Raw genomic sequence first — 25,708 nt, 5'->3', positions numbered from 1 at the left:
GTAGGTAGGGCCTTTGAAAAGACTGTGAATGACCGATTGCGGTCTGCCTGGCCGTTCCGGCACGCAACCCGTTGCCGACGCGCTATGAAGCATGGATGACCAAGCTGCTCACCTCCCTGACCGAGGCCGAGTTCCTGTTGATCCGTGAGACCGAGCCTGCCGCGCTGACAGACCTCGACGAGGACGCGCTGCTGGAACTGCACCGCAGGATTCGGCGGGCCCGCAATAAATACGTCAAGCTCTACCGCCGCAAGGGTGCGGCCAAGGTTCCCGCGAAAGGCGCGCGTGGTGCGGCTCGATCCGCCAACGAGCGCAACGGCGCAAAGGCCGAGATCTTCGAAGGTGCGCTGGGGCGAGTGAGCAAGCAGCTCGGTATCGCCGCTGCGCGCAGCGCCCGCGAGCTCAAACAGGAGCGCCTCGAGCGCGCCCGTCAGGAAGGCTCGCCACTGGCTCCGGCGCCGCCGGCGAAAAGCAAGGGCAAGGTGGCCACGAAGGGCCGGATCCGGGCGGACGAGACCCGCAAGTCCCCGGGCCGCAAGAAGCGGGAGGCCGGATCGAAAGCAGCCGGTGCGCGACGGCAGGCCAAGCGCGACAGCCGCTGAACCTCAGCGCGCAGGACCCAGAACACCGGGCGCGACCACACCCAGCACCAGGTGCGCCACCTCGAGGGAGAGCACCAAGACCAGCAATCGGAACACCCACTTGGCGGCATGCGGTCCGAGTGCCAGCCGGGCACCGAGGAACGCTCCCACCACGCTGCCGAGGGCGAGGAATCCGGCCACTTGCCAGTCGATTTCACCTTTGCCGGAGAACACGGCGAGCGACACGAGTGCCGCTGCACCGAGTGCGGTCACCTTGATGGCGTTGGCTTCCCGGATCGGAAAGCGCCCGACCAGGACCAGGGCCGCCAGGGCGTAGGTGCCCGAGTCGACGGCGATCAACCCCGCCCACAACCCGACCAATCCGATCAGCCCCAAGACCAGCGGGCCCCGGTTCGGTGGCCGATCCGTGCGGTCGGCCGCCAACCACTTCGCCGGGTTGGCAAACAGCAACAGCAGTGCCACCACCACCGCGACGATGACGAGGTTCGTCGTGCGGACGTCGTCGAACACCGACGCCAGCGAGGCGCCGATGAGAGCGCCGAGCGCCGCCGGGATGGCGAATCGGGAGGCGTCCCGCCACGGCAGGTGCCCGGCGCGGTGGAACGCCCAGATCGCCGTGGCGCAGCCGATCACAATCGGAAGCCGGTTGGAGGCGTTCGCCACGATGGGTTCGACGCCCAGCATGATCATGATCGGGATAGTCACTGCCGACCCGCTGGACGCCGCGGTGTTCAGGAACGCTGCGGCGAGGCCAGCAAGGATCAGGATCACCGAATCCGTCACGAGCGCAACCGCCCGCCGGCAACCATGCCCCTTTTATTAACACACGGGTCAATCTGCCGCCGGGTGTTAGCGGTGAGCGATTCTCACATGTCCCAGGGCTTGAACGGGTTCACCGCGAACTGCAACACCCGATACGGCGCGCGGTCACGTGGCGCGGTATTCCACTGGCTGACGAACACCCGCACCTCGTCGAGTGTGGACCCCGGTGAGATGTAGCCGCCGTAGGGCTGCGCCAGCTGGTTGTCGTCGGGCGCCGGCAGGGCGTCGGCCGGCTCGGGCCACTGGCCCGCCCGCACCACCGTCGTCACCGGCGCGCCGCCCAGACCGGTCGGGTCGTAGGCCACCCGGACCTCCATGTTGCCGGTGCTGGCATTGAAGTAGGACAGAACCGTCTTGCCGTCGATCTGACGGATGCTCAGCTCCCCCACCCGGTCGGGCCACAGCGGTGTCGGGGGCTTGTTCCAGCCGGCTCCGGCCGACCAGCCCTGCCAGCGGCTCCGGTCGGTAAATGACTGTGGCGCAACACGATAGAGCACCGCTGGCCCGGTGCGGTCGAAGTTGTTGGCGACGATGTAGACCCAACCGGTCTGCGACTCCGGGGTGGGGATCGGGTCGTAGTAGCCGCTGATCTGGGTCTGCCTGCCGTCGGCGTAGGCCGCCTTGCGGACCGATCCCGGCACCGTCTGCCAATCGCCGCGGCCGGCTTCGGCTTTCACCAGTCGGGAGGTTTGCGGCACCAGGTTCTTGGTGGTCGTCACCAACAGATAGTTCTGCCGGTTGATCGTGACGACGCCGGCGGGCAGCTGTGAGGATCCCGGCGCGGTGGGGTCGGCCAGCAGCGGCTTGTCCACCCCGGTGACACCGGTGTAGCGCACCCCGTCGGGGTCGTCGACGGAGTCACCGGCCACATGCAATGCCACCGGCGAGAACCAGCCGCCGAAGCCCACCCCCTGGCCGGCGAAGCTGTCACCGCAGATCTGCAGCAGTTCGGTTGGAAATTCCATGAATTCGCAGAGATCGGTGGCGCCGATACCGTAGTCGCGCGTCGGTGTACCCGTACCCGCTGTCGGGCCGATGAGCACCACCTCGCCCAGGGCCAGAGGCGCCAAGATGGGGTTCGGCACCGGGCTCGGCGGGTCGGCGGCCGCGACGGGAGCCGCCACCAGCATCAAGATCGACGAAATGGCGCACGCCACTCGCAGTTTCACGCCCAAACTCCCGCTTCGGCGTGGTGAGGTCAAAGCTGTGCGGCCAGCAGCTCGGCGATCTGGATCGTGTTGAGCGCCGCGCCTTTTCGCAGGTTGTCCCCGGAGAGGAACAGCGCAAGACCACGACCGTCGGGCACCCCGGGGTCGCGGCGGATCCGGCCCACCAGGGTGTCGTCCACCCCTGCGGCGGCCAGCGGCGTCGGCACGTCGACCACCGTCACACCCGGCGCACCGGTAAGCAGCTCCGTGGCGCGCTCAGGCGAGATCGGTTGGGCGAACTCGGCGTTGATCGACAGCGAGTGACCGGTGAACACCGGAACCCGCACACACGTCCCGCTGACGGCAAGGTCGGGGATGCCGAGGATCTTGCGGCTCTCGTTGCGCAGCTTCTGATCCTCGTCGGTCTCACCCGAGCCGTCGTCGACCAGCGAACCGGCCAGCGGAACCACATTGAAGGCGATCGGGGCGACGTACTTGTTCGGCGGCGGGAAATCCAGGGCGGAGCCGTCGTGCACCAGCTGCTCGGCGCCATCAATCACCGCGCGGGCCTGCGAGGCCAGCTCTTCGACACCGGCCAGGCCACTGCCCGAAACCGCTTGATACGTCGAGGCGATCAGGCGCACCAGTTGAGCTTCGTCGTGCAGCACCTTGAGCACCGGCATCGCGGCCATGGTGGTGCAGTTCGGGTTGGCGATGATGCCCTTGGGTCGATTACCGGCGTCGCGCGCGAAGTTGACCTCGGAGACGACCAGGGGAACGTCGGGGTCCTTGCGCCATGCCGAGGAGTTGTCGATCACGACCACACCGGCGGCGGCGAACCGCGGCGCCTGGACCCGCGACATCGTCGCACCCGCCGAAAACAGGGCGATATCAAGGTCACTGGGGTCAGCGGTCTCGGCGTCCTCGACCTCGATCTCCTGACCGCGGAACGGCAGCTTCTTGCCCGCCGACCGCGCGGAGGCGAAGAACCGCACGCTGGTCACCGGGAAGTCGCGTTCCTCGAGCAGGGTGCGCATGACCTGGCCGACCTGGCCGGTCGCCCCGACCACTCCGATGTTGACCACGGTTACCGTCCCGTCCCGCCGTACACGACGGCCTCTTCTTCGCCGCCGAGCCCGAACGCCTCGTGCAGTGCCGCGACGGCCTTGTCCAGTTCGGAATCTTTGACCAGCACCGAGATTCGGATCTCGGAGGTGGAGATCAGCTCGATGTTGACGCCGACTTCGGCCAGCGCCTCACAGAAGGTGGCGGTGACGCCGGGGTGGCTGCGCATGCCGGCGCCGACCAGGGACACCTTGCCGATGTGGTCGTCGTAGAGCACCTTGGTGAAGCCGATCTCGCTCTGCAGCGAGGCGAGCTTCTCCACCGCGGCTGGGCCGGCGTCGCGCGAGCAGGTGAAAGTGATGTCGGTCTTGCCGTCCTCGACCTTGGAGATGTTCTGCAGCACCATGTCGATGTTGATGTCGGCGTCGGCGACGGCGCGGAACACCCGGGCGGCGTAGCCGGGCACGTCGGGCAGACCGACGACGGTGACCTTGGCCTCACTGCGATCGTGGGCTACTCCGGTCAGGATGGCGTCTTCCATGGGGATGTCCTCGATAGATCCGGTGACGATCGTGCCGGGCTTGTCGGAGTACGACGACCGGACATGAATCGGAACGTGGTAGCGGCGGGCGTATTCCACGCACCGCAGCATGAGCACCTTGGCGCCGCACGCTGCCATCTCGAGCATTTCCTCGAAGCTGACGGTGTCCAGCCGGCGGGCATTGGGCACGATGCGGGGGTCGGCGGTGAAGATGCCGTCGACGTCGGTGTAGATCTCGCAGACGTCGGCGTGCAGTGCGGCGGCCAGGGCGACCGCGGTGGTGTCCGATCCGCCCCGACCCAGGGTGGTGACGTCCTTGCTGTCCTGGCTCACGCCCTGGAAGCCCGCGACGAGGACGATCTGGCCTTCATCGAGCGCGGCGCGCAGCCGGCCCGGGGTGACGTCGATGATCTTGGCGTTGCCGTGGGTGCCGGTGGTGATGACTCCGGCCTGCGATCCGGTGAAGGAGCGGGCGTGCGCTCCGAGTGACTCGATGGCCATGGCGACCAGGGCGTTGGAGATGCGCTCGCCGGCGGTGAGCAGCATGTCCAGCTCGCGCGGCGGCGGTGCCGGACAGACCTGGCGAGCCAGATCGAGCAGTTCGTCGGTGGTGTCGCCCATGGCGGACACCACGACGACGACGTCGTTGCCCTGCTTCTTCGTCTCGACGATGCGCTCGGCCACCCGGCGAATCCGCTCGGCGGACGCCACCGAGGATCCGCCGTACTTTTGCACGACGAGCGCCACTGTCTGCCCTTCTGTAAAACGTGGGGTTCGCCCACAAGGATAAGGGGTACGCACACCTGCTTTTCCCGCCGAGATCGGCGGTAACGTCCCAGCGGTGCCTGATCAACCCTCCGACCGCCACGCACACACCCGGGTGCCGGTGCACCCGCCGATCGCTACCCGCTGGAGTCCGCGGGCCTTCGACCCCGACGCCGTCGTCACCGACGAGGAGCTGACAGCCCTGCTGGAGGCGGCCCGATGGGCGGCGACGTGGGGAAACGTCCAGCCGGTGCGCTTCGTGGTCGGCCGGCGGGCTGGGGGTACCGCCCAGCCGGAGGCGAGGGGGAGAGCGCAGCGACCCGGGGAGATACCGGGCCGGGCTGGAGCGCAGCGACCCGGGGATATACCGGGCCGGGTGGATAGCGCCTTCGAGGCGTTGTCGGGCCTGCTCAGGCGGGGCAACAGCTACGCGAAAGCCGCCGGTGCGCTGATCCTGCTGTGCGCCGACGAGGGCGAGGACGAGCGCACGGCGCTGTACTCCGCGGTCGATGCCGGGGCGGCGGCGGCCAACCTGGCGATCGAGGCGGTGGCCCGGGGGTTGATCGCTCATCCGATGGCCGGTTTCGACGTCGAGGCCGCACCCGAGGTGTTGGGTCTGGCCGCCGGGCTGCGGCCGCTGATCATGGTCGCCGTCGGCACGCTCGGCGACTACGGCGAGATGGCGCCGGAGATCCTCGAGCGCGACTCCCGGCCAAGGGAGCGGCTGGCCCTGGAGGACGTGGTGCTCAACTGGTCAGGAACAGGTCTTTGACAGCTGGTTGGTCAGGCCGGTGATCTGGTCGCTCAGCGCCTGCATCTGGAAGACGATCACCGGCGCCGGGGCACCGGGTGCCCGGGAGTCCTTCTCGGCGCGGACCTTGGGCAGATCCGTGACGAACTCGTTGGCCAGCTGCGCCAGCTGGGTGGCCTGAGCCGCCAGTTCGGGGTCGTTGACCTTCTGGGCGCGCTCGGCCATCCCGTCGGCCCACTGCTGATAGAGGAGGTCCTCGGCGGCGGTCGGGGGGCCGGAGCCGCCCTTGGACTGGATGAGCTCCGACTGGCTCTTGTTGAAACTCAGCATGTCGATCACCGGCTTGCACTTCTCCGGCGGCTTGTCGAAGTATGTCCAGATGGCGAACCCGGCCGCGATCACGAGCACGATGACGGTGAGGGTCCAGCGGGGCGGGCGGCGCATGATCGATCAGCGTAACGACTGCCAGGTCACGCCGTCCGACACCAGGTCGACAACGCCGCCCGGCTCGATGGTCACGGTGGGAGTGATGCCGGCCATGGTGACGTCCCCCGCTCCGACGTTCTTCACCGTGTAGCGACTGGTGTTGTTCAGAGCCGGAGGCATTTTCGGCTGTGATCCGGCGGCGAGGAAGTAGACGTAGTCGGTGCCGGGTTCCGAGGCCAGGGTGAGCGGACCGGCGACGGTGGCCACCACCCGTGCCCCGATATTGGCCGAGGTGTTGCCGGCCACAGCCAGGTTGCGCCCGCCGCCGAGCACCGCCGCGGTGGCGAATCCGCCGTCGTCCCATTGGTTTCCGGAGATCGACAGGTCGTCAACGTGTTCGGCGGCCACCGCATGCGACCAGCCGGCGCCGTCGTCTTCGCAGGCGAACAGATTGCCGGTGATGTTGAACCCGCGAATCCGGTGGGCGGCGTCGCGGGCGTAGATACCGATGGCCGGACAGGCGTCCGGTGATCCCTTGCCGCCGTTGGTGATGTTGTTGCCGACGATCTGCACGTGCGGTGCGTCGGTGTCGAGCCAGGCTGGCATGGTGTAGACGATTGCTTCGTGCCGAGCGCCCTCGCAGATGTTGGCGACGATGGTGATGTTCTTGTTGCCGCGCAATTCGATGTTGTGCGTTGGGGTTCCGTTGAGGTGGTTGGCGATGATGCGCAGCGGCCCGCTCTCGACCGACAGGTTCGGCCCGGTGGAGCCGACGTTGTTGTTGACGATCCACGAGTCGTAGAAGTGGTGGGTGGTGTGGATGCCGTAGCCGTTGCCCTGCTCGACGAAGTTGTCGTCGATCCAGTTCAGCAGCCCGTCGGTGGTCGGGTTGAGCCGAATCCCGAACTGCGTCCAGCCCTTGATGAGGCAGTGCCGCAGATAGCTCTTGTCCAGCTCGACGACCAGGCCCGGGGATCCGTGGCCGCCGGCGTCGATGACGAGGTTCTCGATCCGCGCCTGCGACCACAGGCCGGTGATGGGCGCGAAGTTGCCGGTCGCCCTGATGGTCGAGGCCCGCTCCCCGTCGCCGGTCAGGCAGACCCGGGCCAGCCCTCCGGCCTCGCCCAGCGGGGCCGATACGCAGTACACCCCGGCGGGCAGGAAGACGGTGGCGCCGCCGCTGTCGTGGGCGGAGCGCAGGGCCGCCGCGAGGGCCGCGGTGTCGTCGGTGCGGCCGTCACCGAGCGCGCCGCGGGATCGGACGTCGATCACGAAGTCACGCTAGCGGTAGAGGCGGCCGGAAAACCCGGGCTTTGGCCTGGTGACGCATCGGGAGTACAGTACGACCTTGTGCAGCGGGTGCTCCTCCTCGGACGCCGCGACGGGGTCTGATCCAGACTGGCTTCCCGTCGCGGGTGTTTGCGATGCGCCGGTCTGAAATCCAAACCAGAACTCCCGGAGCCCAATCGTGACCACCCACATCTCGTCCGATTCGCTGGATGCCTACGTATCAGCTCGGACCATCAAGACCCCAGCCGGACCCCGCCAGGACGGCCAGCCGGCGTACAACACCCAGCGCAACACCGCGATGCCGGTGTTCCGCTACCGGCCCTTCGCCCAAGAAGTCGAATCCGTCGCCCTGCCCGACCGCACCTGGCCGGACAAGGTCATCGACCGCGCCCCGCTGTGGTGTGCGGTCGACCTGCGTGACGGCAACCAGGCCCTGATCGATCCGATGAGCCCGGCCCGCAAGCGCCGCATGTTCGAGCTGCTGGTCAAGATGGGCTACAAGGAGATCGAGGTCGGCTTCCCGTCGGCCAGCCAGACCGATTTCGACTTCGTCCGCGAGATCATCGAACAGGGCGCTATCCCCGACGACGTCACCATCCAGGTGCTGACCCAGTGCCGTGACGAGCTGATCGAGCGGACCTTCGAGGCCTGCGACGGCGCACCGAACGTCATCGTGCACTTCTACAACTCGACGTCGATCCTGCAGCGCCGCGTGGTGTTCCGGGCCGACCGCGACGAGATCAAGAAGATCGCCACCGACGGCGCACGCAAGTGCCTGGAGGAGGCGGCCAAGCACCCGGGCACGCGCTGGCGCTACGAGTACTCCCCGGAGTCCTACACCGGCACCGAGCTGTCGTACGCCAAGGAGGTGTGTGACGCGGTCTCCGAGATCATCGAGCCCACCCCGGACTGGCCGCTGATCGTCAACCTGCCCGCCACCGTCGAGATGGCCACCCCGAACGTCTACGCCGACTCGATCGAGTGGATGAGTCGCAACCTGAACCGCCGCGACTCCATCATCTTGAGCCTGCACCCGCACAACGACCGCGGAACTGCTGTTGCCGCAGCCGAATTGGGCTATCAGGCCGGGGCGGACCGCATCGAGGGCTGCCTGTTCGGCAACGGTGAGCGCACCGGCAACGTCTGCCTGGTGACGCTGGGTCTGAACCTGTTCTCCCGCGGGGTGGATCCGCAGATCGACTTCTCCAACATCGACGAGATCCGGCGCACCGTGGAGTACTGCAACCAGCTGGGTGTCCACGAGCGCCATCCCTACGGCGGCGACCTGGTCTACACCGCGTTCTCCGGCAGCCACCAGGACGCCATCAACAAGGGCCTGGACGCCATGAAGGTCGCCGCCGACGAGGCGGACTCCGACGTCGACGACATCCTGTGGCAGGTGCCGTACCTGCCGATCGACCCCAAGGACGTCGGGCGCACCTACGAAGCCGTGATCCGGGTGAATTCGCAGTCCGGCAAGGGCGGCGTGGCCTACATCATGAAGGCCGACCACGGCCTGGTGCTGCCGCGGCGGCTGCAGATCGAGTTCAGCAAGGCGATCCAGCAGATCACCGACGGTGAGGGCGGCGAGGTGTCACCCAAGGAGATGTGGGACGCGTTCGCCGACGAGTACCTGGCGCCGATCCGGCCGCTGGAACGCATCAAGCAGAAGGTGATCGGCTCCGAGGTCGACGGCGGCATCGACGTCATCGAGGCCACCGTGAAGATCGACGGCGTCGAGACCGAGATCCGCGGCGAAGGCAACGGACCGCTCGCCGCGTTCGTCGACGCGCTGAGCACCCAGGGCATCGACGTCAGCGTCCTGGACTACTCCGAGCACGCCATGTCGGCCGGTGAGGAGGCCGCCGCGGCGGCCTACGTCGAAGCCTCCGTCGGTGGCCGCACCGTGTGGGGTGTCGGGATCGCCACGTCGATCACGACCGCGTCGCTGCGCGCCGTGGTGTCAGCCGTGAACCGGGCAGCCCGGCAGGGCTAGGCTTACGGCGCACACTTCGAGGGGAGTACGCCATGGACTGGGGTTCCACCTGGGACTTTCTCTGGCATTTCTTGATCATCTTCGCCTGGATCGCCTACCTGCTGGTGCTGTTCCAGATCCTCACCGATCTGTTCTGGCGGGACCACACGACCTCGGGCTGGGTCAAGGCGGTGTGGACGATCTTCCTGATCGTCTTCCCGTGGATCACCGCGCTGATCTACCTGATCGCGCGCGGTCAGGGCATGACGGAGCGGGCCCGGGAAGCCGCCCAGAAGGCCAAGAGCGAGACCGACGCCTACATCCGCGAAGCCGCGGGACGCTCTCCGGCTCAGGAGATCGAGCACGCCAAGCAGCTCCTGGATTCGGGTGCCATCAGTGCGGCGGAGTTCGAATCGCTCAAGGCCAAGGCCCTCGCCTAAGGCCGACGGCCCGGACACGCCGGGCCTCGGCAACACGCCGTGCCGGGGCGATCGGGGTCGGTGCCGTCGCTTATCTTTGACGGTCCGATGACTAATCAGGAAGCCAAGGAGACGGCCTAGGTGGACGACGCCACGCTGTCCACCGCCGAGCTCGCACAATCCAACCGGGACATCCAGGCCTCACCCACCATCCGGCTGCTCGCCGCGCTCAACATGAGCATGTACGCCACCCTGATGGAGCGGCACCTGAGCAGCGGGGTGGCGGTGGAGACCGAGCTGGTGGTCGCCCTCGAGCGTGACCTCGACGACCTCGACCGGCCGGAGGGTTTGTCGGGCTTGGCCCTGATCAAGGTGTGGGCGAGCCAGGGCTGGCTGCACCGGGTCGCCGACACCCGCAGCGGCTACGAGCGCAATCTCTGCTACCTCACCCAGGAAGCCCGCCGGGCGCTGGACTTCCTGCGCGGCATCCGGCGCCAGGACACCATCGCCACCGGCGGGTCCATCAACGGCATCGCCTCCCGGCTCAAGCAGGTCGCCATCCGCGTCGGTACCGACCCGGACCGGATTCGCGCCGGCATCCAGGCGCAGATCGCCGCATTGCAGGCCGAACTCGACCAGCTCGACCAGGGCGTGAGCCGGGTGAACGACGACGTCGGCGACTCCTATGACGAAGCCCACGCGATCGCGCTGCAGATGGAGCGGATGATCACCGACATCGGCCAGTACGGGACGATGATCGAGCAGGCCACCGCGGCCCTCGACGAGCCGATCGACAGCAATCTCGAATACCGCGACCGGCAGCGCCAGATGTACGCCGACTACCAGGCCGCGTGGGACTCCCAGGGCCGCGACTCGCACCGCGCGTTCCTGGCGATGGTCAACGACCCCGACCAGCGCGCCGAGTTCGAGGCCGACGTGGCCGCGGTCGCCGACGCACTGCCGTCGCTGGATCCGGCGTTGCGCAAGGTGATGACCGGGTTCTTCGAGCTCGTCGGCCAGCAGATCGACGAGGTCGAACGCATCCAGCAGCGCTGCGCCCAGCGGGTCAAGCGATTCACCGCGTTCGGCACCCTCGAGCAGAGCCGGGGTGTGGCCCGTCAGCTCAACACCGCCATCGCCGCCGCGCGCACGCTGCTCAAGGAGTCGCTGACCGATTCGCGCCTGGACCTCGAGCTGCCGCTGGCCCGCCACGCCATCAGCTCCGTCGGGGCGCTGAGCTTCCGGATCAGCGACCTGTCGGCGCCCAAGCCTGCGCAAGCCGCCGACAGCACCGTCGATCTGGCCAGCTTCGCCGCGCTGACCACCCAGGTCGACGCCCCGGGAATGTCGGAGATGATCAACAGCGCCGTCGCGCGGGGGCCGCTGTCGCTGCCCGAGGCCGTGTCCATGCTCGACTCGGCGTACCTCGGTCATGTGATCGTGCTGTGGTCCTGGGCGCTCAAACAGCCGCGCACCGACGGCGCGGACGCGTCGACGACAGTCCGCTTCCAGTCCCTCGACGGACGTGACCGCGAGATCGAGGTCCCGCTGCTGATGTTCACCGAACCGATCTCCACTCTGCAGGGAGCCGCGCAGTGACCACCGAACCTGCCATCGACTTCTCGTCGCTGCCCCAGGTCAACAAGACCTCCCGGGTGCCGCAGGAACGCCGGCCGCGCTTCGACGGCGATGTCGGCGAGCTGCCCGACCGAGCCTGCTGGGCGTTGCAGCACCTGCTGACCCGCCGCTACATCAGCGCCGAGTCGGACCGCGAGCTCTACGGCTGGGTGGTCGAATACCGCGACCAGCTCAGTATCCGGCTGTCGGAACTGGACCTGCTGCTGCGCATCGTCGAGGGCGTCGAGGTCGCGTTCATCGAACAGGCACGCTACGAATCAGCAAGGGGCGTCAAGCTTTTGCGCCGCGAACCGCTCGGCACCTACGATTCGATCCTGGCGCTGCACCTGGCGCAGATGATGCGTGCGGCCAGCGACCACACCGTGCTGATCTCACGCGACGAGATGCACGGGCTGTTCGCCGGGGTGCTCAACGACACCGACCGCGACACCGTCACCTTCGCCGCCCGGATCGACGGCGCGATCGCCCGGCTGGCGTCGCTGGAGATCCTGCGGCGCAGCCGCGACGACGAGGACAGCTACACCATCAGTCCGGTGATCACCGCGGTGATGACGGCATCGGTGATCACCGAGTTGCAGCAGCAGTTCGAACTGCTGCTCAGCGGTGGCGCGCCGCAGGAGCAGGAAGAGGTCGACGTCGATGCCTGAGCAGTTCCACCTGGCCCGCCTTCAGGTCGTCAACTGGGGTGTGTTCGACGGCTACCACGACATCGCGTTCACCGAAGGCGGGGCGCTGATCGCCGGTGCCTCCGGAAGCGGTAAATCCTCACTGCTGGACGCCATTTCGCTGGGGTTCCTGCCTTTCAACCGCCGCAACTTCAACGCCTCCGGTGACCATTCCGCCGCCGGGTCCAATGCCGGGCGGCGCACCGTCGACAAGTACGTGCGCGGCGCCTGGGGTGAGCGCACCGACGGCGGCACCAGCCGGGTGATGTACCTGCGCGGCGAGGGCACGGCCTGGTCAGCGGTCGCGGTGACCTATGCCAGCAACACCGGCCGCGCCGTCACAGGTCTGGTGCTCAAGTGGCTGGTGGGCGAGTCCCGCTCGGACTCCTCGAGCCGGTTCGTGCTCGCCGACGGCGACCGCGACATCGAAGAGGTGTGCAACCGTTGGGCCGCAGGCCGTTTCGACAGCAATGTCTTCAAGGACGACAATTGGCGGTTCTCCACCAAGGTCGAATCCCAGTACCTCGCCCAGCTGTATGCCACCATCGGCATCCGCGCCTCCGATGCCGCTCAGCAGCTGCTCGGTAAGGCCAAGTCGCTGAAAAGCGTTGGTGGACTTGAACAGTTCGTTCGCGAGTTCATGCTCGACGAACCGGAGAGCCTGGCCCGCCTGCCTGAGGCGCTCAAGCAGATCGACCCGCTCGTCGAGGCCCGCGAGCTGCTGGCCGTCGCGCAGCGCAAGCGCAAAATCCTCGGCGACATCGAGGCCATCCAGCAGCGCTACGCCTCGGAGTCCTCGGATCTGGGCATCATCGACCTCGTCGACCTGCCGACGGTGCGGGCCTACACCGATCACGTGCGTCTGGCCCAGTGCCCGGCGCAGATCGAGGCGCTCGACAGCACCATCGACCAGCTCGGCAACGAGTACGAGGACGTCACCCGCACCCTGAATCTTGCCAAGGCGGAATCGGATTCGCTCAACGCACAGATCAACGGGTCGAGCTCCACGGTCGGGCCGCTGCAGTCACAGGTCGCCGCCGCCGAGGCCCAGGCCGACGAGGTGTCCCGGCGCTGGGCGGCCTACGAGGCGATGGTCGAGGCGCATGACCTCGACGTCCCCGACACCGCAGACGACTTCTGGAACCTGCGCGACGATCTGACCAAGCAGGCCACCGAACTGCTGGCCCGGCTCGACCGCGGCCGCGAGGCCTCCACCGATGCCGAGTACGCCCAGAAGGTCGCGCGGCTGGCCCGCGACGAAGCCGCCAAGGAACTGCGCCGCGTCGAGCACGTCGGCTCGGCCCTGCCCGAGTCGGCCATCACGATGCGCGAAGAGATCTGCGCCGCAGTCGGTGTCGACCCCGGCGAGCTGCCCTACATCGCCGAGTTGATGGACCTGCGGCCCGAGCAGAGCCGCTGGCGGATCGCCGTCGAGAAGGTGTTGCGCGGTGTCGGGCTGCGGCTGCTGGTACCCGATCAGCACTATGCCGCGGTGCTGCGGTTCGTCAACGAGACCAACATGCGGGGCCGGCTGCAGCTGCACCATGTCCGGGCCTCAGCCAGTGGCCGCGAGGCGGAGCCGAACACGTTGGCGGGCAAGCTTTTCGTCGTCGATCCCACGCACCCGTGCGCTGCCGAAGCCGCCGACATCGTCGCCGCGGCCGGTGACCACATCTGCGTCGACACCCCTGACGTGTTCCCCCGGTTCCGGCGGGCCGTCACCGACACCGGGCTTTACAAGGACTCCGAACGGCTGGCCATCAAGGACGACCGGCGCGCGCTGCGACCCTCCGAGTACATCTACCAGGGTGACGTCGGGGCCAAGATCGACGCGCTGACAGTCGATCTCAGCAGCGCCGAGGAGGCTTATCGGCAGGCCCGCCGGGTCGCCGACGACATCGCAGCCGAACGCCAGCAGTGCCGCGACCGCGCAGCGGCCTACAAGGCGATCTGCGAACAGTTCCCGCAGTGGAGCCACATCGACACCGAGACGGCCGACAAGCACGCCGACCGCCTGCGCGAGCAGTTCGAAATCCTGCTGGCCGACCATCCGAACATCGAGGCCCTGTCGGCGCGGGCCGAGGAGTGCTGGACCGAGATCCAGACCCTGATGACCCGCCGCGGCGCCATCCAGACCCGGCGCGACGACCTCGACGTGCGGCGGACCCGGCTGCTGGAGTTGCAGGAACGGCTGACACCGGCGTTCGTGAGCGAGCCGTTGACGGAGCTGCTCGACCGCTACTCGGCGGATCTGCCGGTGGTACTGGAGCTGCTCGATCCCGAGCCGCACCGCGAGGCGCTGTTCACCGCGATCCGCCGCGAGCGCGAGCAGCTTAGGGAAAGCAGGCGTCGCTCCTATGACGAACTGGCCCGCATTCTCAACACGTTCGACACCGCGTTCCCTGATGCGATCCCCAACGACAGCGACGTGTTCGACGAGCGGGTGCACGACTACGTCGCGCTGTGCAAGCACATCGACGAGCGTGAACTACCCGAGGCCTACGAGCGGATGATGCGTCTGGTCACCGAGCAGGCACCCGACGCGATCCTCACCTTGCACCGGGTGGCCGAGCAGGCGGCCCGCCGTATCAGCGATCAGATCACCAGGGTCAACACCGGTTTGGGTTCGGTGGAGTTCAACCGCGGCACCCGGCTGACGCTGCGGGCCACCCCGCGGCAGCTGGCCGCGGTGTCGGAGCTGACCGAGATCGTCAAGGCCATCTCGGGCCGCATCGCCGAGGTGGGCCTCGGTGACAACCAGGCGATCCTGGACCAGTACGCCGACATCATCCGACTGCGGAACCGGTTCGCCTCCAGCACCCCTGAGGACCGGGCCTGGACGCGTGACGCACTCGACGTGCGCAACCGGTTCACCTTCGACTGCGCCGAGTGGGACGTGCACAGCGACGAGCTGATCCGCACGCACAGCAACGCCGGCGACAACTCCGGCGGTGAGCAGGAGAAGCTGATGGCGTTCTGCCTGGCGGGCGCGCTGAGCTTCAACCTGGCCAGCCCCGACAGTGTGGACAACCGGCCGATCTTCGCGCAGTTGATGCTCGACGAGGCGTTCTCGAAATCCGACCCGCAGTTCGCCCAGCAGGCGCTGCAGGCCTTCCGCAAGTTCGGGTTCCAACTCATCATCGTGGCCACCGTGCAGAACGCCACGACGATCCAGCCCTACATCGACAGTGTGGTGATGGTGTCCAAGACCGACGCCAACGGCCGAAATGCCCGGCCGGTGGCCACGGTGGCGACCAAGACGATCTCGGAGTTCTCCACGCTGCGCAAGCAGATGAGTGCGCCGACGGCCAAGGTTCCCGTCGAGGTCTGACCGGCTCAGAACAGGGCGAACTGCTGGCCCTGGTCGACCGAGGCCTCGAACTCGTCGACTCCGGTGCCGTTGGCCACCGATGCCACCGAGTCCATGAACTGGCGGTCGGAGACGGTCGGGACGCCCAGCTCGCGCGCCTGGTAGCCCTTGCCCTGCTCGGGCCGCGGCTCGTTGCAGATCACCAGTGACGTCTCGGGGTCGACCGCGTCGGTGTAGGCCAGGCCGGCATGCAGGATGCGCTCGACGAGTTCTTCGTGAGTGCGGTTGACCTCGGCCGACAACGCCACCCGCATGCCCTGCACCAACCGTCGGCCGTCGTAGCGGCCGGGGTTGAGGTACGGGCACGGCATCCGCGAGGCCAGCATCTTCAGCGGGCGCAATTCCTCATGGGTGATGCGGCCGTTCGGCCAGCGCCTGCGATTGGCCGGACGCACCGGCAGCCAGACACCGTTGTCGCGGGCACGCTGCAGCGCCGGGGTGAGCACCCGGGAGAGCACCAGCGCATCGTCGAACGCGTCGTGGGCGCGGGTCTGGGCGACATCCCAGTGCCGGGCCAGGGTCTCCAGCCGCAGGTTCTCCAGGCCCAGGTCGAGGCGGCGAGCCAGCTCGACGGTGCACATGACGGTGTCGATCGGCAGCACGGTCTCGGCCATCTCGGCCTCGGTGGTCAAGAACGCGTAGTCGAAGGCCACGTTGTGGGCCACCAGGGTGCGCCCGTGCAGCAGGTCGACGACGTCGCCGGCGATATCGCCGAAGGTGGGCTGGTCCTCGAGCATGTCCGCGGTCAGGCCGTGGATGTGGGTAGGGCCGGGGTCGACACCGGGGTTGAGCAGGCTGACCACCGAATGTTCGACCCTGCCCTCAGGGTCCAGCGCGAGGGCGGCGAGGCTGATCACCCTGGCATGACCAGGGCGAAAGCCGGTGGTCTCGACGTCGACGACGACCCACCCGTCCCCCGGCTCGGAGGCTGGTCTGCCCCAGGTGTGGCTCACACAGTCAGAATGGCACGCACCCCCGACAGCGCCCGGTACATCGAACCGTGTCGGGCCGCACACCTCTGCGCCGCATAAACTGCGTCCGATGCCCAGGCCGACGATGACGATCCGGGGGCGCACCGCGCTCGCCGCCGGCGCCGCCGCGCGCTGGGCGTCCAGGGTCACCGGCCGCGGGGCCGGCGCCATGATCGGCGGCCTGGTCGCGATGACGCTGGACAAGTCGATCCTCGACCAGCTCGGGGTGGGGCGGCGCTCTGTCGTCATCACCGGTACCAACGGCAAGTCGACGACCACCCGGATGACGGCCGCGGCGCTGGGCACGCTGGGTGCGGTCGCGACCAATGCCGAGGGCGCGAACATGGACGCCGGGTTGATCGCGGCGCTGGCGGGCGCACCGGAATCGCCACTGGCCGCACTCGAAGTCGACGAGATGCACGTGCCGCACGTCTCCGATGCCGTGCATCCGGAGGTGATCGTGCTGCTGAACCTCTCGCGCGACCAGTTGGACCGCGTCGGGGAGATCAACCACATCGAGCGCACGCTGCGTGCGGGGCTGGCCCGTCACCCCGATGCGTTGGTGGTGGCCAACTGTGACGACGTGCTGATGACGTCGGCGGCCTACGACTGCCCGAACGTCGTGTGGGTGGCCGCGGGCGCCGGGTGGGCCAACGACTCGGTGAGCTGCCCGCGCAGCGGCGAGGTGATCGTGCGCGACGGGTCGCACTGGTATTCCACCGGAACGGATTTCAAACGCCCGAGCCCGCAGTGGTGGTTCGACGACGTGAACGTCTACGGGCCTTCCGGGCTCGAGTTGCCGATGCGGCTGTCGCTGCCCGGCCGGGTCAATCGGGGCAATGCCACGCAGGCGGTCGCGGCCGCGGTCGCGCTCGGCGCCGATCCGGCCGCCGCGGTGGCCGCGGTGTCGACGGTCGATGAGGTCGCCGGGCGGTACCAGACCGTGCCGATCGGTGAGCACACCGCGCGAATCCTGTTGGCCAAGAACCCGGCTGGCTGGCAGGAGGCGCTGTCGATGGTGGACACCACCGCGGCGGGCGTGGTGATCGCGGTCAACGGTCAGGTGCCCGACGGGGAGGACCTGTCGTGGTTGTGGGACGTCAACTTCGAGCACTTCGGCGATGAGCGTCTCGCGCAAAGAGCATCGGGATCAGCCGTGCCGGTGGTGGCCGCCGGTGAGCGCGGCACCGATCTGGCGGTGCGGCTGGGGTATGCCTCGGTGCCGCACACCTTGGTGCACAACACTATTGACGCGATCACGTCGTGTCCGGAGGGGCACGTCGAGGTGGTGGCCAACTACACGGCGTTCTTGCAGTTGTCCCGGACGTTGGGGCGAATGCGATGAGTGATGTCGTGCAGATCGGGCTGGTGCTGCCCGATGTGATGGGCACCTACGGCGACGGCGGCAACGCGGTGGTGTTGCGACAGCGGCTGCGACTGCGCGGTATTGCCGCCGAGATCGTCGAAATTACGCTGGCCGATCCGGTGCCCGACTCGCTGGATCTCTACACCCTGGGCGGCGCCGAGGACTACGCGCAGCGGTTGGCCACCAAACATCTTCTGACACATCAGGGTTTGCAGCGGGCGGTGTCGCGCGGCGCGCCGGTGCTGGCGATCTGCGCGGCTATCCAGGTGCTGGGTCACTGGTATGAGACCTCGGCCGGTGAACGGGTCGAGGGGGTCGGCCTGCTGGATGTGACCACGTCGCCGCAGCCGGCGCGCACGATCGGCGAGGTGGTGTCCAACCCGGTGATCGAGGGCTTGTTTCAGCCGTTGACCGGCTTCGAAAACCACCGCGGCGGAACGGTTTTAGGCCCGGATGCCCGCCCCCTGGCCGCGGTCGTCAAGGGTGCCGGCAACCGCGACGGGGACGGGTACGACGGCGCGGTGCAGGGCAGCGTGGTGGCGACGTATCTGCACGGGCCCTGCCTGGCCCGCAATCCGGAGTTGGCCGACCTGCTGCTGTCCAGGGTGGTCGGCCCGCTGGAGCCGCTACAGCTGCCCGAGGTAGACGACTTGCGTCGCGAACGCCTAGCAGCCCCCCGCCGCATGTGAACCTCTTTCCCCGAGATTGAACTCACGCAGACAATCTGCGAGTGGACCTCTGCGTCACGTCAATCTCGGGGCGCCAACCCCGCGACATCAGCGCATCGTGAACGCGACTGACGACGTCGATCGGGTTGTCTTCGTTGATCACCCGTACTGCCTCCCAGCCCAGTTCGGCAACGAGACGGGACCGCCTCTGATCCCAGACGTAGCGGCCTCGGTCGGTCCGGTGCTGGTCACCGTCGTATTCCGCCGCAACCATGAACTCCTCCCACCACCATGAAGTGCAGCCGCAGCGGCAACCGCGTTCGACCTCGGGAGGTGCTTGCCACCGGCGATCACCGCCCGCCGCTTGGACCACAGCCACGCCGCGACAGTGCGGCCCCGCAGCGTCGGCACCAGGCCGCGCGGCAGGTAGACGTCGGGCAGAAGTCTGGTGTGGAACCTTTGCAGCTCGTACCGCGTGAGCTTGCCGCTGGCGATCGCCTCAGTCCCGATGAACACCTGATTCATGCCGACCAGCATGAGAACACCCACTGACATCTCCGCGAGATTGAACTCACGCAGAGGAAGTGCGAGTAGACCTCTGCGTGAGTTCAATCTCGGCGCGGAAGAGGCGGCGTACCTAGACCATCTGGCGGCGGCCGGACAGGGCGCGGCCCAGGGTCAGCTCGTCGGCGAACTCCAGGTCACCGCCCATCGGCAGACCCGAGGCGATCCGCGAGACCGTCAACCCCGGGATGTCGCGCAGGATGCGCACCAAATACGTTGCGGTGGCTTCACCTTCGGTGTTTGGGTCGGTGGCGATGATCACCTCGGTGATGTCCACGCCGTCGACTCGTTCACCAATCCTGTTGAGCAGCTGACGAATTCGCAGCTGATCCGGACCCACGCCCGACAGCGGATCCAGCGCGCCGCCCAGCACGTGGTAGCGCCCACGGAATTCGCGCGTGCGCTCGACGGCCTGCACGTCCTTGGGTTCCTCGACCACACACACCTGTGTGCCGTCGCGGCGGGCGTCGCTGCAGATCCGGCAGCGCTCGGCGTCGGAGACGTTGCCGCACACCTCGCAGAACTGCACACCGTCGCGAACCCGGGCCAGCACCGCGGTCAGCCGGTCGATGTCGGGCGGCTCCACCGACAGCAGGTGAAACGCGATCCGCTGGGCACTCTTGGGCCCGATACCCGGCAGCTTGCCGAGCTCGTCGATCAGATCCTGGACGGGGCCTTCAAACATGAGGCAGCGTCAGACCTGCGGAAGCCCGGGTGTGCCGAGCCCGCCGACGCCCGGAAGACCGGGCGGAGTCTGGTTCGCCAGCGGCCCCAGGTGGGTCTGCGCCAGGATCGTGAACTGCCGCGACGCGTCGGCGATGGCACCGACCACCAGGTCCTGAAGCGTCTCGACGTCATTGGGGTCGACGACCTTGGGATCGATGCGAACCCCGACCACCTGCCCGCTGCCCTTCATGGTCACCTGCACCAGCCCGCCACCGGCCTGCCCGTGCACCTCCGCGGCGGCCAGCTTCTCCTGGGCTTCCATCAGCTTCTGCTGCAACTCCTGCGCCTGGGCCAACGCAGCCTGCAGGCCCGGCATCAGCTGATCGCGCACCTGCTCGGCGCGTTCACGCAAGCCCTCGAGGTCGGGCACTTCTCCGGGCTGCATGACAGTCTCCTTGCGTATTGGTCTCGACTTGGTTGCGCCTGGGGATTACGGCGCTTACCGACTTCAAGCCTAGACGCCGAAGAGTTACGGTGACGCGCGTGCTTATGTCCGTTCCCAGGCGTGTCGCCACCGCAGTCTGCGCCAGCTTGCTGATCGCGGCCTACCCGCTGGCGACCCCGGTCACCCAGGCCGCGCCCGCGAACATCGCCGGAATGATCGTGTTCCTCGACCCGGGCCACAACGGCGCCAACGACGCCTCGATGACCAAGCAGGTTCCCACCGGCCGCGGCGGCACCAAGGATTGTCAGACCAGCGGGACAGCCACCGACGATGGCTTCCCCGAGCACACCTTCAACTGGGACACCGTGCTGCTGATCCGGCAGGGCCTGACCCAGCTCGGGGTGCGCACCGCGATGTCGCGCGGCAATGACGACCAGGTCGCGGCGTGCGTCGACGAGCGCGCCGCGATGGCCAACTCGTTCGCCCCCAACGCGATCGTGTCGATCCACGCCGACGGCGGCCCGGCCACCGGCCGCGGCTTTCACGTCAACTACTCCAGTCCACCGCTGAATCAGGCTCAGGCCGGGCCTTCGGTACAGCTCGCCCGCGTCATGCGCGACACCCTGGCCGCCTCGGGCATCCCGCCGGCCACCTACATCGGGTCCGACGGCCTCTACGGCCGCGCTGACCTCGCCGGGCTCAATCTGGCGCAGTATCCGGCGGTGCTCGTCGAACTCGGCAACATGAAGAATCCGGTGGACTCGGCGTTGATGGAAAGCGCTGACGGCCGCGAGAAGTACGCGGCCGCCGTCGTCCAGGGCATCGCGGCGTTCCTGGCCACCCAGCCGCCCAGAACCAGCTAGGGGTTCTCGACGGCCTTCTTCAGGTTGGCCAGCACCTCGCCCTGAATGCGGCGCAGGCCCAGCGGCGCGAACGTCTTCTCGAAGAAGCCCTTGACCCCGCCGGCCCCGGTCCAGGTGGTCTTGACCGTGACGCTGGAGCCCGGCCCGGCCGGGGCGACGGTCCAGTTGGTCACCATCGAAGAGTTGGCGTCCTTCTCGATGACGGTGTGGCCGGCGACATCGACATTGGCCTGTACCTCCCGCACCCGCGACTTGGTGGCCTGCAACTTCCACTTGGCTACGGTGCCCTGCCCCTGGCCGCCCTGCAGAACCTGGTAATCGCTGTACTGCGGCGAGAGGATCTTCGGACGCACGCCCTGGTAGTCCGCGATCGCGTCGAGCACAGTGGCGGGTTCGGCGTCGATCAGAATGGTGCTGTCCGCGCTGACCTGTCCCATCAGGAAAAACTCCTCGTGTGGCGGTGATGTACCGGTGTGCCGAACAGCCGTGCGGTCGCATCGGCTGGGGCTGGCGACTAGCGTAGTCGTGTGGCTGTTGACGCAGCACTGACCACTTACCGGCGGGGAGTTGACCGACTCCTTGCCAGCTACCGCGCTATCCCTGCCACTGCCTCGGTGCGGCTGGCTAAGCCGACGTCGAACCTGTTCCGGGCCCGCGCCAAACGCGACGCACCGGGCCTGGACACCTCCGGGCTGACCGGCGTCCTCAGCGTCGACCCGGACACCAAGACGGCCGACGTGGCCGGTATGTGCACCTATGAGGATCTCGTCGCGGCGACACTGCCCTACGGGCTGACCCCGTTGGTCGTCCCCCAGCTCAAGACCATCACCCTCGGTGGTGCGGTGACGGGCCTGGGCATCGAGTCGGCCTCGTTCCGCAACGGCCTGCCGCACGAGTCGGTGCTGGAGATGGACATCCTCACCGGTTCGGGCGAGGTGCTTACCGCGACTCCCGAACACCACCCCGACCTGTTCCGCGCTTTCCCGAATTCCTATGGGACGCTGGGCTATTCCGTTCGACTGCGGATCGAGCTCGAGACGGTCAAACCGTTCGTCAGCCTCCAGCACATCCGGTTCAACACGTTGGCCGAGCTTGTCGCAGAGATGGACCGCATCGTCGACACCGGCGGATACAACGGGCAGCCGGTGGACTACCTCGACGGCGTTGTGTTCAGCGCCGACGAGAGCTATCTGTGCCTAGGCACCCAGACCGCCACCCCTGGCCCGGTCAGCGACTACACCGGCGCCGACATCTACTACCGGTCGATCCAGCACGCCGCCGGGATCAAGGACGACCGGTTGACGATCCACGACTATCTGTGGCGCTGGGACACCGACTGGTTCTGGTGCTCAAGGGCTTTCGGCGCACAGAACCCGACCATCCGCCGGCTGTGGCCACGGCGCCACCGGCGCAGCAGTGTCTACTGGAAGCTGATCGCCTACGACCAGAAGTTCAACATCGCCGACCGGATCGAGGCGCGGCACGGCCGGCCACCTCGCGAACGAGTGGTGCAGGACGTGGAGGTACCGATCGAGGGCGTCGAGGAGTTCGTGTCCTGGTTCCTCGACAACGTCCCCATCGAACCGATCTGGCTGTGCCCGTTGCGGCTGCGCGATCAGGGCGGCTGGCCGCTGTACCCACTGCGCGCCCACCACACCTATGTCAATGTCGGGTTCTGGTCATCGGTGCCGGTCGGCCCCGGCCCCGGCGGGCAGGAGCGCAGCGACCCGGGGATCAGCAGAGGCCACACCAATCGACTCATCGAGCGAAAAATCAGTGACCTGAACGGGCACAAGTCGCTGTACTCAGACTCTTTTTACAGCCGGGAGGAGTTTGACGAGCTCTACGGCGGAGAAACCTACAGGACCGTGAAGAAGATCTACGACCCCGATTCGCGGCTGCTGGACCTGTACGCAAAGGCGGTGCAACGACAATGACGACCTTCAACGACCCGACCGAAGCGCCAGGCCGGCTCAGCCTGGCCGAGATCCTCGAATCCTTCACCGCCGGTGGGGAACTGCCGCTCAAGTTCAGCGCATACGACGGCAGTAGCGCCGGCCCCGAGGACGCCCAGCTGGGCCTGGAACTGCTGACGCCGCGCGGCACCACGTACCTGGCCACCGCACCGGGCGATCTCGGCCTGGCCCGCGCCTATGTCGCCGGCGACCTGGGTGTGCAGGGCGTGCACCCCGGTGACCCGTACGAGTTGCTCAAGGCCCTCGGCCAGTCGATGGACTTCAAGCGCCCGCCGGCCCGCGTGCTGGTCGACATCGTCCGGTCCCTCGGGATCGAGCGCCTCAAACCGATCGCACCGCCCCCGCAGGAGGCGTTGCCGCGCTGGCGACGGATCGCAGAAGGCTTGCGGCACAGCAAGAAACGCGACGCCGAGGCCATCCACCACCACTACGACGTGTCCAACGCCTTCTACGAGTGGGTGCTGGGGCCGTCGATGACCTACACCTGCGCGTGCTACCCGAACCCCGAGGCGACGCTGGAAGAGGCGCAGGACAACAAGTACCGCCTGGTGTTCGAGAAGCTCAACCTCAAGGCCGGTGACCGGCTGCTCGACGTGGGCTGTGGCTGGGGCAGCATGGTCCGCCACGCCGCGCGCAACGGGGTGAAGGCCATCGGCGTGACGCTCTCGCGGGAGCAGGCGGCGTGGGCGCAGAAGGCGATCGCCGACGAGGGCCTGGCCGACTTGGCCGAGGTGCGCCACATGGACTACCGCGACGTGCTGGAGAGCGGGTTCGACGCGGTGTCCTCGATCGGGCTCACCGAACACATCGGGGTGGCCAACTACCCGTCCTACTTCGGCTTCCTGAAGTCCAAGCTGCGCACCGGCGGGTTGCTGCTGAACCACTGCATCACCCGCCACGACAACAGGACCGGTCCCAGTGCTGGTGGGTTCATCGACCGCTACGTCTTCCCCGACGGGGAGCTCACCGGTTCGGGCCGCATCATCACCGCGGTGCAGAACGTCGGCCTCGAGGTCATCCATGAAGAGAACCTTCGTCAGCACTATGCGCTGACCCTTCGGGACTGGTGCCGCAACCTCGTGGAGCACTGGGACGATGCGGTCGACGAGGTCGGGCTGCCCACCGCCAAGGTGTGGGGCCTGTACATGGCCGGGTCGCGGCTGGGTTTCGAGACCAATGTGGTTCAGCTGCACCAGGTTCTGGCCGTCAAGCTGGACCACAACGGCGGCGACGGGGGCCTGCCGCTGCGGCCGTGGTGGAACGCCTAGGCTGACGCCTCAGGCACGGGTGCGGTGAGGCCGTCCACCGGCCGGCGGGTGCGGCCCGCCGCCGTCTCGATCGCCAGGCCTTCGCGGGCCCAGTACTCGAACCCGCCGATCAGCTCACGGACGCGGGTGTAGCCCAGTTCGGTGAGCAGCAGCGCCGCGCGGGTCGAGCCGTTGCAGCCCGGCCCCCAGCAGTAGACGACGATGTCGGCGTCGCGATCCGGCAGTTCGGCGTCGGCCCGCTGCCGCAGCTCGCCACCCGGGATGTGCAGCGCATCGGGGATGCGACCCTGCCCCCACCCGGTCGTCGACCGGGTGTCGACGACAACCGGCGACTGCCCGGCCTGACGGGCCGCGACCAGGTCCGCGGGGTCGGTTTCGAAGGCGAGCTTCGCGGCGAAGAACTCGCGAGCAGTCACTGGCATCCTCTAATCGAACAACGGCTCGCACGGCGGAGGAAGGGCTGATCAACGCAAATCAGGGAGAACGTCCGTGGAATCGGTGGCATTATTCGCCTCATGCCGAACGATCGACGGGCCGCACTTGATCGCACCGACGCGCTGATCCTCGACACGTTGCAGTCGGACGGCCGCGTCAGCATGGCCGATCTGGCCCGGACGGTCGCGCTGTCACCCAGTTCGGCTGCCGACCGCGTTCGGCGGTTGGTGGACGCCGGGATCATCACCGGCTACACCGCGACCGTGGATGCCGCCGCGCTGGGCTACCCCATCACCGCTTTCGTGCGGCTGGCCTTCCCGTCGGGCAACTACAAGCCCGTTCACGACCTGCTCGAGGTGGTGCCGGAAGTCGTTGAGGCCCATCACGTCACGGGCAACGACTGCTTCATCATGAAGGTGTTGGCGAGGTCGATGACCGACCTCGAGCGCATCACCGGAAAGCTCGCCGCGCTGGGCAGCATCACGACCAGCGTGGTGTACTCGAGTCCCCTGCCCAGGCGACGGATCGCGCCGGCGTGAGCGTCAGAACGGGCCGGGTGCGCCCGAATCTCCGCAGCGAGTCTTGATGTCCAGCAACGGTTGTCGAATCCCAGCGATATCGGCCTTCACATCGGGGTTGGCGGCCATATAAGCCTTCACCTTGGCCAGCACCTGGGCGCGCGGCAGCCCGCCGAGGCTGCTGAAGAAGGCGTTCACGTCGGGATGGGTGAACAGGTACGCCGAGGTCGCGAACTGCACACCGGTGCGCACACCTTCGAGGTCGGCGGCAGTGCAGTTCGGTGGCGGGTCGGCGGAGGCGGCCGGCGCTACACCCACCAGCGCCAGCGTGAACGCACCGAACGCCGCGGCCGTGAGCCGCCGGGTCAGAAGAGTCGTGGGCATCGCCGATTCGTTCCGTTCTGCCTCCGGGCGCGGCCCGGGGGCGGACCGCATGTGTGGTCGACAGTAGGGGGCATCGGGGCGTTCCGCACGCCGGGGATGGCCGATCT

The 25,708-nt window shown here is 67.7% G+C and carries 25 protein-coding genes and 1 pseudogene; 13 read left to right on the top strand and 13 right to left on the bottom strand.

All coding sequences use genetic code 11. From position 1 onward, the window contains the following. The first annotated feature begins 95 nt into the window (after positions 1-95). Positions 96-602, top strand: coding sequence for a hypothetical protein (locus HBE64_RS01080; protein WP_167096973.1), 507 nt, complete (start codon positions 96-98; stop codon positions 600-602). A gap of 3 nt (positions 603-605) precedes the next feature. Here the strand turns inward: HBE64_RS01080 and HBE64_RS01075 are convergent, their stop codons facing one another. From HBE64_RS01075 to HBE64_RS01060, 4 genes are all read right to left on the bottom strand, one after another. Further along, on the bottom strand, positions 606-1,385 hold the full coding sequence (locus HBE64_RS01075; protein WP_167096971.1) for a sulfite exporter TauE/SafE family protein: 780 nt from the start codon (positions 1,383-1,385) through the stop codon (positions 606-608). An 83-nt stretch (positions 1,386-1,468) separates the two neighbouring features. Beyond that, the gene (locus tag HBE64_RS01070; protein WP_208300631.1) at positions 1,469-2,554 is read right to left on the bottom strand and encodes a DUF4185 domain-containing protein; all 1,086 of its coding nucleotides are present in this window, start codon (positions 2,552-2,554) and stop codon (positions 1,469-1,471) included. Between the two features lie 68 nt (positions 2,555-2,622). Then, the gene (locus tag HBE64_RS01065; protein WP_243841592.1) at positions 2,623-3,609 is read right to left on the bottom strand and encodes an aspartate-semialdehyde dehydrogenase; all 987 of its coding nucleotides are present in this window, start codon (positions 3,607-3,609) and stop codon (positions 2,623-2,625) included. A gap of 50 nt (positions 3,610-3,659) precedes the next feature. After that, on the bottom strand, positions 3,660-4,925 hold the full coding sequence (locus HBE64_RS01060) for an aspartate kinase (protein ID WP_167096961.1): 1,266 nt from the start codon (positions 4,923-4,925) through the stop codon (positions 3,660-3,662). Between the two features lie 94 nt (positions 4,926-5,019). On the opposite strand from HBE64_RS01060, the gene HBE64_RS01055 reads away from it, so the two are divergent. Beyond that, positions 5,020-5,715 (top strand): nitroreductase family protein, encoded by a 696-nt coding sequence (locus HBE64_RS01055; protein WP_167096959.1) that lies wholly within the window; start codon positions 5,020-5,022, stop codon positions 5,713-5,715. On the opposite strand, the gene HBE64_RS01050 is transcribed toward HBE64_RS01055, so the two are convergent. Further along, positions 5,698-6,138 carry a hypothetical protein gene (locus tag HBE64_RS01050; RefSeq protein WP_167096957.1) on the bottom strand — a complete coding sequence of 147 codons (441 nt, stop codon included), beginning with the start codon at positions 6,136-6,138 and terminating at the stop codon, positions 5,698-5,700. The two genes, HBE64_RS01055 and HBE64_RS01050, sit on opposite strands and share 18 nt — an antisense overlap. A gap of 6 nt (positions 6,139-6,144) precedes the next feature. Beyond that, positions 6,145-7,392, bottom strand: a complete 1,248-nt coding sequence (locus HBE64_RS01045; protein ID WP_167096955.1) for a glycosyl hydrolase family 28-related protein — start codon at positions 7,390-7,392, stop codon at positions 6,145-6,147. Between the two features lie 208 nt (positions 7,393-7,600). Between HBE64_RS01045 and leuA the strand changes: the two genes are divergently transcribed. The 5 genes from leuA to HBE64_RS01020 all read left to right on the top strand — a co-directional run bounded on the left by leuA (position 7,601) and on the right by HBE64_RS01020 (position 15,438). Further along, positions 7,601-9,406, top strand: coding sequence for a 2-isopropylmalate synthase (leuA, locus tag HBE64_RS01040; RefSeq protein ID WP_371744154.1), 1,806 nt, complete (start codon positions 7,601-7,603; stop codon positions 9,404-9,406). A 32-nt stretch (positions 9,407-9,438) separates the two neighbouring features. Further along, positions 9,439-9,825 (top strand): SHOCT domain-containing protein, encoded by a 387-nt coding sequence (locus HBE64_RS01035; RefSeq protein ID WP_167096951.1) that lies wholly within the window; start codon positions 9,439-9,441, stop codon positions 9,823-9,825. Between the two features lie 120 nt (positions 9,826-9,945). Beyond that, positions 9,946-11,403: a DUF3375 domain-containing protein gene (locus HBE64_RS01030; protein ID WP_167096939.1), complete on the top strand. Its 1,458-nt coding sequence runs from the start codon at positions 9,946-9,948 to the stop codon at positions 11,401-11,403. Next, positions 11,400-12,089, top strand: coding sequence for a DUF4194 domain-containing protein (locus HBE64_RS01025; RefSeq protein ID WP_167096937.1), 690 nt, complete (start codon positions 11,400-11,402; stop codon positions 12,087-12,089). The genes HBE64_RS01030 and HBE64_RS01025 overlap by 4 nt, the downstream gene beginning before the upstream one ends. Further along, complete coding sequence (locus HBE64_RS01020) at positions 12,082-15,438, top strand: ATP-binding protein (protein WP_167096935.1); 3,357 nt, start codon at positions 12,082-12,084, stop codon at positions 15,436-15,438. Before HBE64_RS01025 ends, HBE64_RS01020 begins: the two co-directional genes overlap by 8 nt. Before the next feature lie 5 nt (positions 15,439-15,443). On the opposite strand, the gene HBE64_RS01015 is transcribed toward HBE64_RS01020, so the two are convergent. Further along, positions 15,444-16,430 (bottom strand): DEDDh family exonuclease, encoded by a 987-nt coding sequence (locus HBE64_RS01015; protein WP_167096933.1) that lies wholly within the window; start codon positions 16,428-16,430, stop codon positions 15,444-15,446. Between the two features lie 103 nt (positions 16,431-16,533). Between HBE64_RS01015 and HBE64_RS01010 the strand changes: the two genes are divergently transcribed. Beyond that, entirely contained in the window at positions 16,534-17,793 is a 1,260-nt protein-coding gene (locus HBE64_RS01010; RefSeq protein ID WP_167108438.1) for a Mur ligase family protein, read from the top strand. Further along, complete coding sequence (locus HBE64_RS01005; protein WP_167096931.1) at positions 17,790-18,503, top strand: type 1 glutamine amidotransferase; 714 nt, start codon at positions 17,790-17,792, stop codon at positions 18,501-18,503. The genes HBE64_RS01010 and HBE64_RS01005 overlap by 4 nt, the downstream gene beginning before the upstream one ends. A 22-nt stretch (positions 18,504-18,525) precedes the next feature. Here HBE64_RS01005 and HBE64_RS01000 read toward each other — a convergent pair. From HBE64_RS01000 to HBE64_RS00990, 3 genes and pseudogenes are all read right to left on the bottom strand, one after another. Then, a pseudogene (locus tag HBE64_RS01000) lies at positions 18,526-19,007 on the bottom strand (hypothetical protein). Between the two features lie 112 nt (positions 19,008-19,119). Beyond that, positions 19,120-19,731, bottom strand: a complete 612-nt coding sequence (recR, locus tag HBE64_RS00995; RefSeq protein WP_167096929.1) for a recombination mediator RecR — start codon at positions 19,729-19,731, stop codon at positions 19,120-19,122. Positions 19,732-19,740: 9 nt separating this feature from the next. Beyond that, positions 19,741-20,088 carry a YbaB/EbfC family nucleoid-associated protein gene (locus HBE64_RS00990; RefSeq protein WP_167108435.1) on the bottom strand — a complete coding sequence of 116 codons (348 nt, stop codon included), beginning with the start codon at positions 20,086-20,088 and terminating at the stop codon, positions 19,741-19,743. 173 nt (positions 20,089-20,261) lie between these two features. Between HBE64_RS00990 and HBE64_RS00985 the strand changes: the two genes are divergently transcribed. Further along, positions 20,262-21,020, top strand: coding sequence for an Rv3717 family N-acetylmuramoyl-L-alanine amidase (locus tag HBE64_RS00985; protein ID WP_167108432.1), 759 nt, complete (start codon positions 20,262-20,264; stop codon positions 21,018-21,020). Here the strand turns inward: HBE64_RS00985 and HBE64_RS00980 are convergent. Then, positions 21,017-21,457 carry an SRPBCC family protein gene (locus tag HBE64_RS00980; RefSeq protein ID WP_167096927.1) on the bottom strand — a complete coding sequence of 147 codons (441 nt, stop codon included), beginning with the start codon at positions 21,455-21,457 and terminating at the stop codon, positions 21,017-21,019. The two genes, HBE64_RS00985 and HBE64_RS00980, sit on opposite strands and share 4 nt — an antisense overlap. Before the next feature lie 90 nt (positions 21,458-21,547). Between HBE64_RS00980 and HBE64_RS00975 the strand changes: the two genes are divergently transcribed. Continuing rightward, positions 21,548-22,957 carry an FAD-binding oxidoreductase gene (locus HBE64_RS00975; RefSeq protein ID WP_167096925.1) on the top strand — a complete coding sequence of 470 codons (1,410 nt, stop codon included), beginning with the start codon at positions 21,548-21,550 and terminating at the stop codon, positions 22,955-22,957. After that, the gene (locus HBE64_RS00970; RefSeq protein ID WP_167096923.1) at positions 22,954-24,264 is read left to right on the top strand and encodes a class I SAM-dependent methyltransferase; all 1,311 of its coding nucleotides are present in this window, start codon (positions 22,954-22,956) and stop codon (positions 24,262-24,264) included. The genes HBE64_RS00975 and HBE64_RS00970 overlap by 4 nt, the downstream gene beginning before the upstream one ends. Here the strand turns inward: HBE64_RS00970 and HBE64_RS00965 are convergent. Beyond that, positions 24,261-24,686 carry a rhodanese-like domain-containing protein gene (locus HBE64_RS00965; protein WP_167096920.1) on the bottom strand — a complete coding sequence of 142 codons (426 nt, stop codon included), beginning with the start codon at positions 24,684-24,686 and terminating at the stop codon, positions 24,261-24,263. The two genes, HBE64_RS00970 and HBE64_RS00965, sit on opposite strands and share 4 nt — an antisense overlap. Positions 24,687-24,779: 93 nt before the next feature. Between HBE64_RS00965 and HBE64_RS00960 the strand changes: the two genes are divergently transcribed. After that, positions 24,780-25,238, top strand: coding sequence for an Lrp/AsnC family transcriptional regulator (locus HBE64_RS00960; protein WP_167096918.1), 459 nt, complete (start codon positions 24,780-24,782; stop codon positions 25,236-25,238). 3 nt (positions 25,239-25,241) lie between these two features. On the opposite strand, the gene HBE64_RS00955 is transcribed toward HBE64_RS00960, so the two are convergent. Further along, positions 25,242-25,601: a heme-binding protein gene (locus tag HBE64_RS00955; protein ID WP_167096916.1), complete on the bottom strand. Its 360-nt coding sequence runs from the start codon at positions 25,599-25,601 to the stop codon at positions 25,242-25,244. Positions 25,602-25,708: the final 107 nt, after the last annotated feature.

This window comes from Mycobacterium sp. DL592, from assembly GCF_011694515.1.
In the GTDB taxonomy this organism is placed as follows: Bacteria; Actinomycetota; Actinomycetes; order Mycobacteriales; family Mycobacteriaceae; genus Mycobacterium.
This window is presented reverse-complemented; position numbering and strand designations above follow the sequence as displayed.